A 17,816-nucleotide genomic window follows, 5' to 3' on the forward strand; every position below is an offset into this window, starting at 1 on the left:
TTTTGTATTACATACGTTCTACGGTTTCGATACCCAGGGTATCCAGACCCAGCTTCAGGGTCTTCGCCGTGAGCTGCGCCAGCTTCAGGCGGCTGTTGCGGACCGATTCGTTTTCCGCAGACAGAATAGGGCAGTGCTCGTAGAAGCCGGAGAACAGACCCGCCAGATCGTACAGGTAAGCACACATCACGTGCGGCGTGCCGTCACGCGCGACCACCGTCAGCGTCTCTTCGAACTGCAGCAGACGTGCCGCCAGCTGCGCTTCACGGTCCTCCGTGATGGTCACGGCAGCATTTGCCAGCACGCTTTCGTCGATATTAGCTTTACGGAATACCGACAGCACGCGGGTATAGGCGTACTGCATGTATGGCGCCGTGTTGCCTTCAAACGCCAGCATGTTATCCCAGTCGAAGATATAGTCGGTGGTACGGTTCTTGGAAAGATCCGCGTATTTCACCGCACCGATACCCACGGCGTTGGCCAGTTTTTCCAGTTCGTCAGCAGGCATGTCCGGATTCTTCTCGGCCACCAGACGGCGGGCGCGTTCCAGCGCTTCGTCCAGCAGGTCAGAAAGCTTCACGGTACCGCCCGCACGGGTTTTGAACGGCTTGCCGTCTTTACCCAGCATCATGCCGAACATGTGGTGTTCCAGCGGAACGCAATCCGGCACGTAACCGGCTTTACGCACGATGGTCCACGCCTGCATCAGGTGCTGGTGCTGACGGGAGTCGATGTAGTACAGCACGCGGTCGGCATGCAGCGTTTCGTAACGGTATTTTGCGCAGGCGATGTCGGTAGTGGTGTAGAGATAGCCGCCATCCTTTTTCTGGATGATCACGCCCATCGGTTCACCTTCCTTGTTTTTATACTCATCAAGGAACACAACCGTTGCGCCTTCGCTCTCAACCGCCAGATTTTTCGCTTTCAGGTCCGCCACAATACCGGGCAGCATTGGGTTATACAGACTTTCACCCATCACGTCGTCACGGGTCAGGGTGACGTTCAGGCGGTTATAGGTAAGCTGGTTCTGAGACATGGTGATGTCAACCAGCTTGCGCCACATCTCGAGGAAGTATTGATCGCCGCCCTGCAGTTTTACCACGTAGCTGCGCGCGCGCTCGGCAAAGGCTTCGTCTTCGTCGTAGTGTTTTTTGGCTTCGCGATAGAACCCTTCCAGGTCCGCCAGCGCCATTTCACCCGCGTTTTCCTGCTGCTGTTTTTCCAGGTAAGCAATCAGCATGCCGAACTGGGTACCCCAGTCGCCCACGTGGTTCGCGCGGATCACCTTGTGACCGAGGAACTCGAGCGTGCGCACTGCGGCATCACCGATGATGGTGGAGCGCAGGTGGCCAACGTGCATCTCTTTCGCCACGTTCGGCGCAGAATAGTCGATCACGACGGTCTGCGCTTCCGGCTGGGACACACCCAGACGATCGGATTTCAGCGCCGCATCAACGTGGCGGGCCAGGAACGCAGGTTCCAGGAAGATATTGATAAAGCCCGGGCCGGCAATTTCGGTTTTGCTGGCAATGCCGGAAAGATCCAGATGCGTCAGTACCTGCTCAGCGAGCTGTCGCGGCGGCATGCCCAGTTTTTTAGCCACTGCCATCACGCCATTAGCCTGATAGTCGCCAAACTGTACTTTTGCTGACTGACGAACCTGCGGTTCGCAATCCGCAGGTGCACCTGCGGCAATCAGTGCCTGACTGACTTTTTCGGAGAGAAGAGCCTGAATATTCACCTGGATACCTTACGTTTTTGATGCGGGCTTACAACCGCCCGCGCCAGTTAAAGAATTTAGGGCGGGAGTATACTGCAAATGCCTTCTGCCGTCAGCATCGCGGGGCCTGAAGATTGCTCAGAATCCAGGCAGTGAAGGTGTGCATAAACATGCAGTCATAAAAAGCCGGATTATGCGGTTGGTCAAAACAGGGCAACAGAGTAAATTAGCGGCTTTGCGACACGAAAAGAGAGTGAATTATGGCGAACTGGCAATCCATTGACGAACTGCATGATATTTCCGCAGATTTACCGCGCTTCACCCAGGCGTTCACAGAACTTGCCACCCGTCTGGGTCTGGATATCGCACCGCTTGAGGCCGATCACATCTCTTTGCGCTGTCATCAGAATGCCACCGCAGAGCGCTGGCGTCGCGGTTTCGAACAGTGCGGCGTGTTGCTCTCCGAGAACATCATCAATGGTCGCCCCATTTGCCTGTTTAAACTGCATGAACCGGTGAACGTGGCGCACTGGCAATTCACCGTGATTGAACTGCCGTGGCCGGGTGAGAAGCGCTATCCGCACGAAGGCTGGGAGCATATCGAAATTGTCCTGCCGGGTGAGCCGGAGACGTTGAACGCGCGCGCGCTGGCCCTGCTTTCTGACGACGGATTAAGCAAGCCGGGGATTTTTGTGAAGACCAGTTCTCCCAAAGGCGAGCGCGAGCGGTTACCTAACCCGACGCTGGCCGTCACGGACGGACAGGTCACGGTGAAGTTTCATCCGTGGACCATTGAGCAGATCGTTGCCAGCGAAGCGTAAGAGATGTGAGTTCACGCCGCGACTGAAAACGGACGGCGTGGCATGATGGTTTGTTTAGTGGGATTTCAGGAGGATTAAATGGCGCTGCTGGAGATTTGTTGTTACAGCGTGGAGTGTGCTGTGACCGCACAAAAACACGGGGCTGACCGCATTGAACTGTGCGCGGCACCCAAAGAGGGCGGGCTGACGCCGTCCTTCGGCGTGTTGAAGTCTGCCCGTCAGGCACTCACCATTCCCGTTCACCCGATTATTCGCCCGCGCGGCGGTGATTTTTGTTACACGGCGGGCGAGTTCAGTGCCATGCTTGAAGACATCGCCCTCGTGCGCGACCTGGGGTTCCCCGGGCTGGTCACCGGTCTGCTGGATGAAGACGGCAATATCGATCTCCCGCGCATGCGTCAGGTGATGAGCGCCGCACAGGGGCTGGCCGTCACTTTTCATCGTGCATTTGATATGTGTAAAGATCCGCTTCAGGCCTTTGAAACGCTTGGAGAACTTGGCGTGGCGCGCATTCTGACATCGGGTCAACAGGCGTCAGCTGAAAAAGGACTGCAATTAATTACGGAACTAAAAGCACATTCCGGTGTTCCAATAATAATGGCGGGTGCGGGAGTCCGCGCCAGCAATCTGGAACGGTTTTTAAACGCTGGGGTAGAAGAGCTGCACAGCTCCGCGGGTAAATGGATACCTTCGCCTATGCGTTATCGCAATACAGGGTTGTCAATGTCGACGGATGCTGAAGCAGATGAGTATTCACGCTACGGCGTAGAGGGAGAGTCGGTTGCGGAAATGAAGTCGCTGATTGAGCGCCATCACGTGTAGCAACGTACCGATTTTTACCGCGCATCATGTCGCCCAATATGATGCTTGCTTGTACCAGGCCCCTGCAAATTACACAGGGGCCTTTTTTTCTCCTTCATATTTCAAGCCGCAGCCGCGTTGGCCGCCTCGCTCACCCCGGTCACTTACTGATGTAAGCTCCCGGGGATTCGCTGCGTTGCCGCCTTGCTGCAACTTGAACTATTTTGGAGAAAACGTGCGACGCGTAGGCCGGGTAAGGCGCAGCCGCCACCCGGCTAACAGGCTACGGCTTGGTCGCAATCAACACCGCACGCATCGGCGCCGGATAGCCTTCGATGGTTTTGCTGTGGTCGGCCGGGTCGAGGAACTGCTCCAGCGATTCGGTAATCATCCAGTCGGTGCGGCGCTGCTCTTCGAGAGAGGTCACGCTGACATCGGCGATCCGCACATCCACAAACCCGCACTTCTCCAGCCAGTTCTTCAGCGCCAGCGCGGAAGGAATAAAGTAAACGTTGCGCATCTGCGCGTAGCGATCGCCCGGTACCAGAACAGCATGTTCATCGCCTTCAATCACCAGCGTTTCCAGCACCAGCTCGCCGCCGCTGACCAGCTGATCCTTCAGTTGCCACAGGTGCTCCAGCGGAGAACGACGGTGATACAGCACGCCCATGGAGAAGACGGTATCAAACGCTTTCAGGGCAGGGAGCTGTTCAATGCCCAGCGGCAGCAGGTGCGCGCGCTGGTCGTTACCCAGCAGCTTGCGCACCGCTTCAAACTGGCACAGGAACAGCTGCATCGGGTCAATACCCACCGCCAGGTGCGCGCCCGCGCCAATCATGCGCCACATGTGGTAACCGCTGCCGCAGCCCACGTCCAGAATGGTACGTCCGGTCAGGTCGGAAAGGTGCGGCAGAACGCGATCCCATTTCCAGTCCGAGCGCCATTCGGTATTGATGTTCACCCCGTACAGCGAGAACGGGCCTTTGCGCCACGGCATCAGATTGCGCATCAGCGTTTCGATGCGGTTGATCTGCCCGGCCGGAAGCGGCTCTTCGCTTTCGGCGGTTACGCTGTGCAGAAGATCCAGACGATGCGGGGTCAGCTCGGGCAGAAACTCCACCGCGTTTGACCACTGCTTTAACAGGCCGTGCTGCTGATCGCGCTGCCAGGCGGCAATCTGCGCGGGCAAGGTTTCCAGCCAGTGGGAGAGCTGGTTTTTGGCAATCAGCTGATAGAAGTTACTGAATTCGATCATGCCGGTTTCCCCGCTTTCAGCGCCACCAGAGAGCCAAAGTTAAAGCACTGGAACCACAGTTCGCTGTGCTCAAACCCGGCTTTGCTCAGACGCGCTTTGTGGGTTTCTACGGAATCCGTCAGCATCACGTTTTCGAGCATGCTGCGCTTCTGGCTGATCTCCAGCTCGCTGTAGCCGTTCGCCCGTTTGAAATCGTGGTGCATGTTGAACAGCAGCTCGCCAACCTCGGCATCTTCGAAGCTGAATTTCTCCGAGAGCACCAGCGCGCCGCCAGGATTCAGCCCCTGATAAATTTTGTCCAGCAGCAGCTGGCGGTCTTCCGGCACCAGGAACTGAAGGGTGAAATTCAGCACCACCATCGAGGCGTTATTGATCTCAATCTCGCGGATATCACCTTCCACCACGTCCACCGGAACAGGGGCTTTGTACGCGTCAATATGGCGACGGCAGCGCTCAACCATGGCCGGGGAGTTATCGACGGCAATGATTCGGCAGCCTTCCTGGTGAATATTACGACGAACCGACAGCGTTGCCGCGCCGAGCGAGCAGCCCAGGTCATAGACCTGCGTGCCGGGTTGAACGAAGCGCTCAGCCAGCATGCCGATCATAGAGATAATATTGGAATAACCGGGAACAGAGCGCTGGATCATATCCGGGAAGACTTCGGCTACCCGTTCATCGAAGGTCCAGTCGCCCAGGCTGGCGATAGGCGCGGAAAAAAGCGTGTCGCGATCTGACATAACGTAAAAATCCGGGAAAAATAAAGTGGCGTATTGTGCGCTAATGGAGGGAGAAAACCAACTCCCACGGCATATACCACAGGTTAGCCAGCACCATCAGCAAAAGCGAACACCAGGTCGCACTCATGCCGGAGCGACGCCAGCGGATTAAGCGGTGGTGAAAGCCGTAATAATGCATCAGGCGGCCAGCAATAAGAAGCAGGCCACAGATATGCACCATCCAGGTTTCTGCGCCATTCATCTCCATAAAAAGCAGCAGGATTAAGGCTGCGGGAATGTATTCGACCGCGTTGCCATGAATGCGAATAGCGCTTTGTAGCTCTGAAAATCCGCCGTCACCGTAAGAGACACGGTACAGCGTTCTGAGGCGCACAACATCAAATGAAAACTTAATCAGCAGTAATGCACCTAACACCGCATACAGCGCGCTGACCATACAAACTCCCTGTTTTTGGCAGATGGCACTTCACTATGATAGGGGGTGATATCAGAAAAGAGAAGATTGTTGTGGGATGCCAGGGGCGCTGCCCACGGACGGCACCGCAGTCTGCAAGGCCTGCCACAGAGCATCGACCAGTTCGGGGGCCTGGGCAATATCCGGCGTGTGCAAAAAGAGATACGGCGTGGTGGTGTGTTCCCACGAGGCCAGTTTTTCCAGCCAGACGGCGAACATCGCCTGGTTTTGCTGCATGTTATCGCTGCCGATAAACCTGACCATCGGGTTCTGCGCAGTCACGATGGCGTGGACCGGCACTTTCGGTTTTTTACGCTGCGCCTCAATGATGGCCTCACTGTGCGGTATCGCGCTGTGCACCGGACGGCTGTCGAGGATCACCCGGTTGACGGAACGCTCAAGAAGGCCGCGGTTGAGCGCTTTTTCTGCTTCGCCCTTCGCAAAGAAGTCCTGGTGTCGGACCTCCACCCCATAGGTAAACTCCCGGGGCAGGGCGTCCAGAAACGTCCACAGTGCGGGCAGGTCGCGCGGGCCAAAGACTGCGGGAAGCTGCAGCCAGTACTGGCCGATGCGGTTTGCCAGAGGCGCCATCCGGGCAAAGAATTCGTCGGTCAACTCACCGCAGTTTCGCAGTGCGGCCTGGTGAGAAATGGTCGCCGGAAACTTAAAACAGAAACGGAAATCGTCGGTTGTTTGCTCCCGCCAGCGTGCGACAATCTCAGCTTTGGGGAGCGCATACAGGGTGGTGTTGCCCTCGACACAGTTGAAGTGTCGGGCATACTCTTCAAGGCTGGTGATGCCAAGGCGCACCCATTTCGGGTGCGACCACTGGGGCAGGCCCACATACATCATAGTGCGCGAAGGATCTCATCCGTGCTGCGCACGCGACCGATGCGCGGGAAGATGTGCGTCATGCTGCCCTGATGCTGTTCCGCGGAGGCCGCGCTGCAGGCATCTTCGGCGATCACCAGATTAAAGCCCAGTTCCCAGGCGTTGCGGGCGGTTGACTCCACGCCGATATTGGTGGAAATGCCGCACAGGATGAGGGTGTCAATGCCGCGACGGCGGAGCTGCAGCTCGAGATCGGTACCGTAGAAGGCACCCCACTGGCGTTTGGTCACTTCAATATCGCTGTCGCGTTTGCCGAGTGAGACCGGGTACGTCCACCAGTTTTCCGGCAGGGCTCGCGCGGGTGCCTGCGCATCAACGGGCTGGTTTAACGCTTCGGCGTAATCCGCGGACCAGCCGACGCGCACCATAACCACCTGCGCACCGCTGGCACGGCATTTCTCCGCCAGGCGAGCGGCGCGGCTGACCACATCGTCTGCGGTATGCGGGCCACCGGCAAAGGGCAAAATGCCTTCCTGTAAATCAATCACTACAAGCGCGGTTTTTTTGGCATCAAGGGTTAACATCGTTACTCCCGTTAAATTAATCACTTCTGGACACCATACGACGTGATGGCCTGTTATTGGTCGCATAATTTTGTTAATTTTTGTGAGAATGCGCAATAAGAGTGCAGCAAACGACCGCCTGGCCGTGGTTCGCTCTTATCGTCCGGCGGAATTTCCAGTATAATAGCCGCCTTTTTTCATCCAGTTGTGACATACAGAAAGCTGCGACATAGTAGCCTGCATACCAGGCGACATTTAGCCTGCGGCTAATTAAGGGATATCTCATGCGTACAGAATATTGCGGGCAGCTGCGTCAGTCCCACGTCGGACAGCAGGTCACCCTGTGTGGTTGGGTCAATCGTCGTCGTGATCTTGGTAGCCTTATCTTCATCGATATGCGCGACCGCGAAGGTATCGTTCAGGTGTTCTTCGACCCGGATCGCGCAGATGCGTTGAAGCTGGCCTCTGAGCTGCGTAATGAGTTCTGCATTCAGGTTACTGGCACCGTGCGTGCGCGTGACGAGAAAAACGTCAACGCCGACATGGCGACGGGCGCCATCGAAGTGCTGGCGTCCGATCTGACGATCATCAACCGTGCTGAAGCGCTGCCGCTGGACTCCAACCACGTCAACACTGAAGAAGCGCGTCTGAAATACCGCTACCTGGATCTGCGTCGCCCGGAAATGGCTCAGCGCCTGAAAACCCGTGCGAAAATCACCAGCCTGGTGCGTCGCTTTATGGATGATCACGGTTTCCTCGATATCGAAACCCCGATGCTGACCAAAGCCACGCCGGAAGGCGCGCGCGACTACCTGGTCCCATCCCGCGTTCATAAAGGTAAATTCTACGCGCTGCCGCAGTCTCCGCAGCTGTTCAAACAGCTGCTGATGATGTCCGGCTTCGATCGCTACTATCAGATCGTTAAATGCTTCCGCGACGAAGACCTGCGCGCTGACCGCCAGCCAGAATTTACCCAGATCGACGTGGAAACCTCCTTCATGACCGCCGAGCAGGTGCGTGAAGTGATGGAAGCCCTGGTGCGTAGCCTGTGGAACGACGTAAAAGGCGTTGAGCTGGGCGATTTCCCAATTATGACCTTCGCTGAAGCCGAGCGTCGCTACGGATCCGACAAACCTGACCTGCGTAACCCGATGGAGCTGGTGGACGTTGCAGACCTGGTGAAAGGCGTTGAGTTTGCCGTCTTCGCTGGCCCGGCTAACGATCCTAAAGGCCGCGTGGCGGCCCTGCGCGTGCCGGGCGGTGCAGCACTGAGCCGCAAGCAGATCGACGACTACGGCAACTTCATCAAGATCTACGGCGCGAAAGGTCTGGCCTATATTAAGGTGACCGAGCGTGCGAAAGGTCTGGAAGGTATCACCAGCCCGGTAGCGAAGTTCCTGAACGCGGACATCGTGGAAGCGATCCTTGAGCGCACCGGCGCGCAGGACGGCGACATGATCTTCTTCGGCGCAGACAATAAGAAAGTCGTGGCGGATGCGATGGGCGCGCTGCGTCTGAAGCTCGGCAAAGACCTGAGCCTGACCGACGAAAACAAATGGGCGCCGCTGTGGGTTATCGACTTCCCAATGTTTGAAGACGACGGTGAAGGCGGCCTGACGGCGATGCACCACCCGTTCACCTCGCCAAAAGACATGACGGCAGCAGAGCTGAAAGCGGCGCCGGAAGACGCGGTCGCGAACGCTTATGACATGGTTATCAACGGCTACGAAGTGGGCGGCGGTTCCGTGCGTATTCACAGCGGTGAAATGCAGCAGACCGTGTTCGGCATCCTGGGCATCAACGAGCAGGAGCAGCGCGAGAAGTTTGGCTTCCTGCTGGACGCGCTGAAATACGGTACGCCTCCGCACGCAGGTCTGGCCTTCGGTCTTGACCGACTGACCATGCTGCTGACCGGCACCGATAACATTCGTGATGTTATTGCCTTCCCGAAAACCACTGCCGCAGCGTGTCTGATGACCGAAGCGCCAAGCTTTGCTAACCCGGCCTCTCTGGCCGAGCTGGGCATTGAAGTGGTGAAGAAGGAAGAGAAAAACTGATATGGAATATAAGCTTCCCGTTTCGGTTCTGGTGGTCATTTATGCAGAAGACACGAAGCGGGTGCTGATGTTGCAGCGGCGCGATGACCCTGATTTCTGGCAGTCGGTAACCGGCAGTCTGGAAGAGGGAGAAACCGCGCCGCAGGCCGCCGCGCGTGAAGTAAAGGAAGAGGTCGCCATTGACGTTGCCCGCGAGCAACTGACCCTGAAGGACTGTCAGCGCACGGTGGAGTTTGAAATTTTTAGCCATTTACGTCATCGCTACGCGCCGGGTACCAGGCGCAACACGGAGTCGTGGTTCTGTCTCGCGCTCCCACATGAACGGGAGATCGTGTTTACCGAACACCTGACCTACCGCTGGGTGAATGCGGCGGAGGCCGCCGCACTGACCAAGTCGTGGAGCAACCGGCAGGCGATTGAAGAATTTGTAATTAACGCTGCCTGAAAAGGCGGGCTCTTTGAGGATATTTTTATGGCAGGTCATAGTAAGTGGGCCAACACCAAACACCGCAAAGCGGCACAGGATGCCAAGCGCGGTAAGATCTTTACCAAAATCATTCGCGAGCTGGTGACGGCAGCGCGTCTGGGCGGCGGTGACCCGGCTTCTAACCCGCGTCTGCGCGCGGCGGTTGATAAAGCGCTGTCCAACAACATGACGCGTGACACCCTGAACCGTGCTATCGCACGTGGTGTGGGCGGCGATGAAGACGCGAACATGGAAACCATCATTTATGAAGGTTACGGCCCTGGCGGTACGGCGGTGATGGTTGAGTGCCTGTCCGACAACCGTAACCGTACCGTTGCGGAAGTGCGCCACGCGTTCACCAAAACCGGTGGCAACCTGGGCACTGACGGTTCCGTTGCTTACCTGTTCAGCAAAAAAGGCGTCATCTCCTTCGAGAAAGGCGATGAAGATGCGATCATGGAAGCGGCGCTCGAAGCCGGTGCGGAAGACGTGGTGACCTTCGATGACGGTGCTATCGACGTTTACACCGCATGGGAAGAGATGGGTGCCGTGCGCGACGCGCTGGAAGCGGCTGGTCTGAAAGCGGACAACGCTGAAGTGTCCATGATCCCGTCCACCAAAGCGGACATGGATGCGGAAACCGCACCAAAACTGCTGCGTCTGATCGACATGCTCGAAGACTGCGACGACGTGCAGGAAGTGTACCACAACGGTGAAATCTCTGATGAGGTTGCAGCGACTCTCTAATGAGAGCGTGTAAATCCGTTACAGGAGACGCGTGATGTCGATTATTCTCGGGATTGACCCAGGCTCACGCGTCACCGGTTATGGCGTTATCCGTCAGGTGGGACGCCAGTTAACCTACCTCGGCAGCGGCTGTATTCGCACCAAAGTGGACGATCTGCCGTCGCGCCTGAAGCTCATTTATGCGGGCGTGTCGGAGATCATTACCCAGTTTCAGCCGGACTATTTCGCTATCGAGCAGGTCTTTATGGCGAAAAACGCCGATTCGGCGCTAAAGCTCGGTCAGGCGCGCGGGGTCGCCATCGTCGCTGCGGTCAACCAGGATTTGCCGGTATTTGAATACGCGGCACGTCAGGTCAAGCAGACGGTGGTGGGCATTGGTAGCGCGGAGAAAAGTCAGGTGCAGCACATGGTGCGTACCCTGCTGAAGCTGCCAGCAAACCCGCAGGCCGACGCCGCGGATGCGCTGGCGATTGCGATCACCCACTGTCACGTCAGCCAGAACGCGATGCAGATGAGCGAGTCGCGGCTTAATCTGGCGCGAGGCAGGTTACGATAATGAGAAATCAGGCTGGATAAACATCCAGCCTTTTTTTATTATGTCGGCAGTTAATTTCTCCCAGAACGCAGGAGCGTCACGTGATAGGCAGACTCAGAGGCATCATCATTGAAAAACAACCCCCGTTAGTGCTGCTGGAAGTGGGTGGCGTGGGCTATGAAGTCCATATGCCGATGACCTGCTTCTATGAGCTGCCGGACGCGGGCAAAGAGGCGATTGTCTTTACTCAGTTTGTGGTGCGTGAAGATGCCCAGCTGCTGTACGGCTTCAATAACAAGCAGGAGCGGACCCTGTTCCGCGAGCTGATTAAAACTAACGGCGTTGGCCCGAAGCTGGCGCTGGCGATTTTATCCGGCATGTCAGCGCCACAGTTTGTGAATGCCGTTGAGCGCGAAGATCCTGCTGCGCTGATTAAGCTTCCGGGCATCGGCAAGAAAACGGCAGAGCGCCTGATTGTCGAGATGAAAGACCGCTTTAAAGGTCTGCATGGCGATCTGTTCACGCCGGCTGCCGATTTGGTACTGACCTCGCCAGGCGGCCCTGCCACGGATGATGATGCCGAGCAGGAAGCGGTTGCCGCGCTGGTGGCGCTGGGCTATAAACCTCAGGAGGCCAGCCGTATGGTGAGCAAAATTGCCAAACCGGACGCCAGCAGTGAAACCCTGATTCGCGAAGCGCTGCGCGCTGCATTGTGAGGTAAAGGATGATTGAAGCAGACCGCCTGGTATCGGCAGGCACTATTCAGGCAGATGACGTGGTGGATCGCGCGATCCGCCCAAAACTGCTTGATGAGTATATCGGCCAGCCGCAGGTTCGTTCCCAAATGGAGATTTTCATCCAGGCGGCAAAGCTGCGCGGCGATGCGCTCGATCACCTGCTGATTTTTGGCCCTCCGGGTTTGGGGAAAACCACGCTGGCGAATATCGTCGCCAATGAAATGGGCGTCAACCTACGCACCACCTCCGGCCCGGTGCTGGAGAAGGCGGGCGATCTCGCTGCGATGCTGACCAACCTCGAACCGCATGACGTGCTGTTTATCGATGAGATCCACCGCCTGTCGCCGGTGGTGGAGGAAGTGCTCTATCCGGCGATGGAAGATTACCAGCTGGATATCATGATTGGCGAAGGCCCGGCCGCGCGCTCCATCAAAATCGATCTGCCGCCGTTTACCCTGATTGGTGCAACGACGCGGGCCGGGTCGTTGACCTCTCCGCTGCGCGACCGTTTCGGTATCGTGCAGCGTCTTGAGTTTTACCAGGTGGCGGACCTCCAGCATATCGTTGGCCGTAGCGCCCGCTATATGGGGCTGGAAATGAGCGAAGAGGGCGCGTTTGAAGTGGCGAAGCGTTCCCGCGGTACGCCGCGTATCGCCAACCGCCTGCTGCGCCGCGTGCGTGACTTTGCCGAAGTGAAGCACGATGGCTCTATTTCCGCCGAGATCGCCGCTCAGGCGCTGGATATGCTGAACGTCGATGCCGAAGGCTTTGACTATATGGACCGTAAACTGCTGCTGGCGGTGCTGGATAAGTTCTTTGGCGGCCCGGTCGGGCTGGATAACCTGGCGGCGGCAATCGGGGAAGAGCGCGAAACCATCGAGGACGTGCTTGAACCGTATCTGATCCAGCAGGGCTTCCTGCAGCGCACCCCGCGTGGACGTATGGCGACGGTGCGGGCGTGGAATCATTTTGGCATTACGCCACCGGCAATGCCGTAATGCATTGTTCCCTCTCCCTGTGGGAGAGGGCCAGGGTGAGGGCATCAGCGCCCTCGATGTTAATTTGCGGTCTTCTTCATCATACTGAAGATAAACAGCACCGCTGCACTCAACACCACAGACGGCCCCGCAGGCGTGTCATAGAACGCCGAGAAGGTGAGTCCACCCGTTACCGCAATCATTCCGACAATCACGGCCACACCGGCCATCTGCTCCGGCGTACGGGCAAAACGACGCGCCGTAGCCGCAGGGATGATCAGCAGCGACGTAATAATCAGCGCGCCGACAAACTTCATCGCCACGCCTATGGTTAACGCCGTTACCAGCATCAGCAGCAGCTTAACGCGCTGCAGCTTCACGCCGTCGACAAACGCCAGGTCCGGGCTGACGGTCATGGCCAGCAGGTTACGCCACTGCCAGAGCAGAATAGCGAGCACCACCACCACGCCAATGGCGATAGCGATGAGATCGTCTGGCGTGACGGCCAGCAGGTCACCGAACAGGTAAGCCATCAGATCCACGCGGATATTCGACATCAGGCTGACCACCACCAGGCCCAGTGACAGGGCACTGTGCGCCATAATGCCAAGCAGCGTATCAATTGCGAGGTGAGGGCGCTTCTCCAGCCAGACCAGACCGGCGGCCAGCAACAGCGTGACGACGATCACCGCGTAAAACGGGTTCACATTAAGCAACAGACCAAAGGCAACACCCAGCAGGGACGCGTGCGCAAGGGTATCGCCGAAATAGGACATTCTGCGCCAGACGACAAACGAGCCGAGCGGACCCGCGGCGCAGGCAAGCATAATCCCGGCCAGCCAGCCGGGCAGTAACAGTTCAATCATGAGTGTCCATTTCCCCGACGCAGTACGATTCGTCCCTGTAAATCATGGCGATGATTATGATGATGGCGATAGATGCCCAGCTGTTCAGCGCCGCGAGGGCCGAACATAGAGATAAACTCCGGGTGCATGGAGACCACTTCTGGCGTGCCGGAGCAGCAGATATGGTGGTTGAGACACAGCACTTCGTCGGTTTTTGCCATCACCAGATGGAGATCGTGAGACACCATCAGCACTGCGCAATCAAGCTCTCGACGTAGCTGGTCGATCAAATCATAAAGCGCAACCTGACCATTCACATCCACACCCTGAGTCGGCTCATCCAGCACCAGCAGCTGCGGGCTGCTCAGCAGCGCGCGGGCAAGTAAGACTCGCTGAGTTTCACCGCCGGACAGTTTTTGCAGCGGCGCATCGACAAGATGGCCCGCCTGCACGCGTTTCAGTGCCGGGAGAATATCGGCTTTACGCGTTCCGGGGCGCAGACGCAGGAAGCGGCTGACCGTCAGCGGCAGCGTGGCGTCGAGATGAAGTTTTTGCGGCACATAGCCGATACGCAATTTTTCCTCGCGCTTGATCACGCCTTCATCGGGGGCGACCAGACCCAGCACCACGCGCACCAGGGTGGATTTGCCTGCGCCATTGGGGCCGAGCAGCGTCAGAATTTTGCCGGGCTTCAGATCGAGCGACACGTCAGAGAGGACGCGGCGCTGGCCAAATGAGACCGAAATATTTTCAAGGGAAACCAATGTCGTCATGTCATTTTAAGCTTGAAGAAGTCAACGAATGTTATAATATCACATTCCACGCATTCACTACGATGATTAGTCGCATTATGTTACATAAAAATACGCTTCTTTTCGCAGCATTATCCGCTGCCCTTTGGGGTACAACCGCACAAGATGTTAACGCTGCGGTTGTCGCTTCGCTTAAACCACTCGGATTCATCGCGTCGGCCATTGCAGACGGGGTCACGGAAACCCAGGTTCTGCTCCCTGATGGTGCATCCGAGCATGACTATTCCCTGCGCCCGTCAGATGTAAAACGCTTACAAAACGCGGACTTAGTCGTCTGGATTGGCCCGGAAATGGAAGCGTTCATGCAGAAGTCAGCAAAACAGGTTGCTGGCGAAAAGCAGGTCGCGATTGCAGACCTCCCCGGCGTGAAACCGCTGCTCATGAAAGGGGCGGATGACGATGGTGACGAACATGACCATCACGCTGCAGAGGGTGAAAAAGGTGATGGAGATCACCATCACGGCGAGTACAACATGCATCTTTGGTTATCCCCAGAGATAGCGCGGCTTTCAGCGGTTGCAATCCATGACAAATTAGTGGAACTTATGCCGCAAAGTCGAGCCAAACTAGACGCCAACCTGAAGGATTTTGAGGCACAATTAGCCGCAACCGATAAGCAGGTAGGTAATGAGCTCGCACCGTTGAAAGGTAAAGGGTATTTCGTTTTTCATGACGCCTATGGCTATTACGAAAAACACTACGGTTTGACCCCGCTGGGTCATTTTACCGTCAACCCTGAAATTCAGCCTGGTGCGCAGCGTTTACATGAAATCAGAACACAGCTGGTTGAGCAAAAAGCGACATGCGTTTTTGCTGAGCCACAGTTCAGGCCAGCGGTCGTAGAAGCCGTGGCCAGGGGAACATCCGTGCGCATGGGAACCCTTGACCCGCTAGGTACGAATATCCAGTTGAGCAAAGCGAGCTATTCGCAGTTCCTCAGCCAACTGGCGAACCAGTATGCGAGCTGCCTGAAAGGAGATTAACGAGGAAGTGAATACGTGCAACAGATAGCCCGCTCTGTCGCCCTGGCATTTAACAATCTGCCTCGACCCCACCGCGTTATGCTGGGGTCGCTTACAGTACTCACCTTAGCGGTCGCCGTCTGGCGGCCCTATGTTTACCACCCGAGTTCTGCCCCTATCATCAAAACCATTGAGCTTGAAAAGAGCGAAATCCGTTCTTTGCTGCCTGAAGCCAGTGAGCCTATCGACCAGGCAGCTCAGGAAGATGAAGCCATCCCGCAGGATGAGCTGGACGATAAAACCGAGAACGAAGCCGGTATTCACGAATATGTTGTGTCTACCGGGGACACGCTGAGCAGCGTGCTGAACCAGTACGGCATCGACATGGGCAATATCAGCCAGCTGGCGGCTGCGGATAAAGATCTTCGTAACCTGAAAATCGGACAACAGCTCTCCTGGACACTAACGGCGGATGGCGATCTCCAGCGTCTGACCTGGGAAATGTCCCGCCGCGAAACCCGCACCTACGATCGCACTGCAAACGGTTTCAAGATGACCAGCGAAATGCAGAAGGGCGACTGGGTTAACAGCGTTCTGAAAGGCACCGTGGGCGCGAGCTTTGTCTCCAGCGCGCGAGATGCGGGCTTGACCAGCGCTGAAATCAGTTCGGTGATCAAAGCCATGCAGTGGCAGATGGATTTCCGTAAGCTGAAGAAGGGCGATGAGTTCTCCGTTCTGATGTCCCGCGAAATGCTGGACGGCAAGCGCGAGCAAAGCCAGCTGCTGGGCGTACGTCTGCGCTCTGAGGGCAAAGATTACTACGCGATTCGTGCCGAAGACGGTAAGTTCTATGACCGCAGCGGTACGGGTCTTGCGAAAGGCTTCCTGCGTTTCCCGACGGCAAAACAGTTCCGCGTCTCCTCGAACTTTAACCCGCGTCGTCTGAACCCGGTAACCGGGCGCGTCGCGCCGCACCGTGGCGTTGACTTTGCCATGCCGCAGGGCACGCCGGTACTGGCGGTAGGGGATGGCGAAGTGGTGGTGGCCAAGCGTAGCGGTGCCGCCGGATATTATGTCGCGGTACGTCATGGTCGTACTTATACGACCCGCTATATGCACCTGCGTAAGCTGCTGGTCAAACCGGGCCAGAAGGTGAAGCGCGGGGACCGTATCGCGATCTCCGGAAATACCGGACGCTCTACCGGCCCGCACCTGCACTATGAAGTGTGGATCAACCAACAAGCAGTGAACCCGCTGACCGCGAAACTGCCGCGCACTGAAGGCCTGACAGGTAAAGATCGTACTGATTATCTGGCGCAGGTGAAAGAGGTGATGCCGCAGCTGAGCTTAAACTAAGTTCTCTGTTTTTGTTAAAAAAGCCGGCGCACACTGACGCCGGCTTTTTCTTTTGTGCGTGGACGACTGCCTCGCTACACTATCTGAATAAAATTTTGCGTCATCAGACCCTGGATCCAGCATGGAAACCCAAAAAAACAATATTGAATACATTCCTGAGTTTGAAAAATCCTTCCGCCATCCGCGCAACTGGGGCGCCTGGCTTGGTGTTTACGCCTTTGCGGGGATGGCGATGCTGCCTGCCTCTGTTCGCGATCCCGTTCTGGGTAAAATTGGTCGTCTGGCGGGGCGTTTAGGCAAGAGCGCCCGCCGTCGTGCGCAGATCAACCTCTATTACTGTTTTCCTGAGAAAAGCGACGCCGAGCGCGAGGCAATCATTGATGAGATGTATACTACCGCGCCGCAGGCCATGGCGATGATGGCGGAGCTGGCGCTGAAAGGGCCGGATAAAATCGTCGATCGCATTGACTGGAAAGGGCTGGAGATCATCGAGGAGATGCGCCGCAATGACGAGAAAGTCATTTTCCTCGTCCCCCACGGCTGGGGCGTTGATATTCCGGCGATGCTGATGGCCTCTCAGGGCCAGAAGATGGCGGCAATGTTCCACAATCAGGGCAATAAGATTTTCGATTTTGTCTGGAATACGGTGCGTCGTCGTTTTGGTGGACGCCTGCATGCCCGTAACGATGGCATTAAGCCCTTCATTCAGTCGGTACGTCAGGGGTACTGGGGCTACTATCTGCCGGATCAGGATCACGGCCCCGAGCACAGCGAGTTTGTTGATTTCTTTGCGACCTATAAAGCGACGCTCCCCGCGATTGGTCGCCTGATGAAAGTCTGTCGTGCCCGCGTGATCCCGCTATTCCCGGTCTATGACGGCAAAACGCATCGTCTGAGTATTGAGGTCCGTCCTCCGATGGACGATCTGCTGACCGCAGACGACCACACCATCGCGCGTCGAATGAACGAAGAGGTAGAGATACTGGTGGGGCCGCATGCCGAACAGTACACGTGGATTCTGAAGCTGCTTAAAACGCGCAAACCGGGCGAAACAGAGCCGTATAAACGCAAAGAGCTGTATCCAACGAAATAAAAAAAGCCCTCTCCATCTGGAGAGGGCTTTTTAACAGAGACGTT

The 17,816-nt window shown here is 56.7% G+C and carries 19 protein-coding genes; 11 read left to right on the forward strand and 8 right to left on the reverse strand.

Features of this window, described 5'->3' with window-relative positions; genetic code table 11:
- Window positions 1-7 precede the first annotated feature (7 nt).
- Window positions 8-1,741, reverse strand: coding sequence for an arginine--tRNA ligase (gene argS, locus AC0TNG_RS07840; protein WP_024909682.1), 1,734 nt, complete (start codon window positions 1,739-1,741; stop codon window positions 8-10).
- 239 nt (window positions 1,742-1,980) lie between these two features.
- Here argS and AC0TNG_RS07845 point away from each other — a divergent pair, with 239 nt between their 5' ends.
- Both AC0TNG_RS07845 and cutC read left to right on the forward strand, forming a co-directional pair.
- A complete protein-coding gene (locus tag AC0TNG_RS07845; protein ID WP_148770083.1) occupies window positions 1,981-2,541 on the forward strand; it encodes a VOC family protein in 561 nt (186 codons plus the stop codon).
- A 78-nt stretch (window positions 2,542-2,619) separates the two neighbouring features.
- On the forward strand, window positions 2,620-3,363 hold the full coding sequence (gene cutC, locus AC0TNG_RS07850) for a copper homeostasis protein CutC (protein WP_061714865.1): 744 nt from the start codon (window positions 2,620-2,622) through the stop codon (window positions 3,361-3,363).
- Window positions 3,364-3,625: 262 nt separating this feature from the next.
- Here the strand turns inward: cutC and cmoB are convergent, their stop codons facing one another.
- Genes cmoB through AC0TNG_RS07875 form a run of 5 tightly spaced genes read right to left on the reverse strand, consistent with a single transcriptional unit; the run spans window position 3,626 to window position 7,206 of the window.
- Complete coding sequence (gene cmoB, locus AC0TNG_RS07855) at window positions 3,626-4,597, reverse strand: tRNA 5-methoxyuridine(34)/uridine 5-oxyacetic acid(34) synthase CmoB (protein ID WP_024909685.1); 972 nt, start codon at window positions 4,595-4,597, stop codon at window positions 3,626-3,628.
- The gene (gene cmoA / locus AC0TNG_RS07860; protein ID WP_048992239.1) at window positions 4,594-5,337 is read right to left on the reverse strand and encodes a carboxy-S-adenosyl-L-methionine synthase CmoA; all 744 of its coding nucleotides are present in this window, start codon (window positions 5,335-5,337) and stop codon (window positions 4,594-4,596) included. Before cmoA ends, cmoB begins: the two co-directional genes overlap by 4 nt.
- Window positions 5,338-5,377: 40 nt before the next feature.
- Window positions 5,378-5,773, reverse strand: a complete 396-nt coding sequence (locus AC0TNG_RS07865) for an MAPEG family protein (RefSeq protein ID WP_021240443.1) — start codon at window positions 5,771-5,773, stop codon at window positions 5,378-5,380.
- 51 nt (window positions 5,774-5,824) lie between these two features.
- Window positions 5,825-6,643 (reverse strand): DUF72 domain-containing protein, encoded by an 819-nt coding sequence (locus AC0TNG_RS07870; protein WP_473713387.1) that lies wholly within the window; start codon window positions 6,641-6,643, stop codon window positions 5,825-5,827.
- Window positions 6,640-7,206, reverse strand: a complete 567-nt coding sequence (locus AC0TNG_RS07875) for a hydrolase (protein ID WP_473713388.1) — start codon at window positions 7,204-7,206, stop codon at window positions 6,640-6,642. The genes AC0TNG_RS07870 and AC0TNG_RS07875 overlap by 4 nt, the downstream gene beginning before the upstream one ends.
- Before the next feature lie 263 nt (window positions 7,207-7,469).
- On the opposite strand from AC0TNG_RS07875, the gene aspS reads away from it, so the two are divergent.
- The 6 genes from aspS (at window position 7,470) to ruvB (ending at window position 12,725) form a co-directional block, all read left to right on the forward strand.
- Window positions 7,470-9,242: an aspartate--tRNA ligase gene (gene aspS, locus AC0TNG_RS07880; protein WP_048992234.1), complete on the forward strand. Its 1,773-nt coding sequence runs from the start codon at window positions 7,470-7,472 to the stop codon at window positions 9,240-9,242.
- 1 nt (window position 9,243) lies between these two features.
- A complete protein-coding gene (gene nudB, locus AC0TNG_RS07885; protein ID WP_048992232.1) occupies window positions 9,244-9,687 on the forward strand; it encodes a dihydroneopterin triphosphate diphosphatase in 444 nt (147 codons plus the stop codon).
- Between the two features lie 27 nt (window positions 9,688-9,714).
- A complete protein-coding gene (locus AC0TNG_RS07890; protein WP_008500447.1) occupies window positions 9,715-10,455 on the forward strand; it encodes a YebC/PmpR family DNA-binding transcriptional regulator in 741 nt (246 codons plus the stop codon).
- Between the two features lie 34 nt (window positions 10,456-10,489).
- Window positions 10,490-11,011: a crossover junction endodeoxyribonuclease RuvC gene (gene ruvC / locus AC0TNG_RS07895; RefSeq protein WP_003859749.1), complete on the forward strand. Its 522-nt coding sequence runs from the start codon at window positions 10,490-10,492 to the stop codon at window positions 11,009-11,011.
- 80 nt (window positions 11,012-11,091) lie between these two features.
- A complete protein-coding gene (gene ruvA / locus AC0TNG_RS07900) occupies window positions 11,092-11,706 on the forward strand; it encodes a Holliday junction branch migration protein RuvA (RefSeq protein WP_023312236.1) in 615 nt (204 codons plus the stop codon).
- Window positions 11,707-11,714: 8 nt separating this feature from the next.
- Window positions 11,715-12,725: a Holliday junction branch migration DNA helicase RuvB gene (gene ruvB / locus AC0TNG_RS07905; protein WP_023312235.1), complete on the forward strand. Its 1,011-nt coding sequence runs from the start codon at window positions 11,715-11,717 to the stop codon at window positions 12,723-12,725.
- 59 nt (window positions 12,726-12,784) lie between these two features.
- Here ruvB and znuB read toward each other — a convergent pair whose 3' ends face one another.
- Together znuB and znuC are read right to left on the reverse strand one after the other, a co-directional pair.
- Window positions 12,785-13,570, reverse strand: a complete 786-nt coding sequence (znuB, locus tag AC0TNG_RS07910) for a zinc ABC transporter permease subunit ZnuB (RefSeq protein WP_024909692.1) — start codon at window positions 13,568-13,570, stop codon at window positions 12,785-12,787.
- The gene (gene znuC, locus AC0TNG_RS07915; RefSeq protein WP_023312233.1) at window positions 13,567-14,322 is read right to left on the reverse strand and encodes a zinc ABC transporter ATP-binding protein ZnuC; all 756 of its coding nucleotides are present in this window, start codon (window positions 14,320-14,322) and stop codon (window positions 13,567-13,569) included. Before znuC ends, znuB begins: the two co-directional genes overlap by 4 nt.
- A 77-nt stretch (window positions 14,323-14,399) precedes the next feature.
- Here znuC and znuA point away from each other — a divergent pair, with 77 nt between their 5' ends.
- From znuA to lpxM, 3 genes are all read left to right on the forward strand, one after another.
- Window positions 14,400-15,344, forward strand: coding sequence for a zinc ABC transporter substrate-binding protein ZnuA (gene znuA / locus AC0TNG_RS07920; protein ID WP_032642638.1), 945 nt, complete (start codon window positions 14,400-14,402; stop codon window positions 15,342-15,344).
- A 15-nt stretch (window positions 15,345-15,359) separates the two neighbouring features.
- The gene (gene mepM / locus AC0TNG_RS07925; RefSeq protein WP_024909694.1) at window positions 15,360-16,679 is read left to right on the forward strand and encodes a murein DD-endopeptidase MepM; all 1,320 of its coding nucleotides are present in this window, start codon (window positions 15,360-15,362) and stop codon (window positions 16,677-16,679) included.
- 121 nt (window positions 16,680-16,800) lie between these two features.
- Window positions 16,801-17,772, forward strand: coding sequence for a lauroyl-Kdo(2)-lipid IV(A) myristoyltransferase (gene lpxM, locus AC0TNG_RS07930; RefSeq protein WP_024909695.1), 972 nt, complete (start codon window positions 16,801-16,803; stop codon window positions 17,770-17,772).
- Window positions 17,773-17,816: the final 44 nt, after the last annotated feature.

The sequence above is a fragment of the Enterobacter sp. PL_is514 genome (assembly GCF_055816715.1).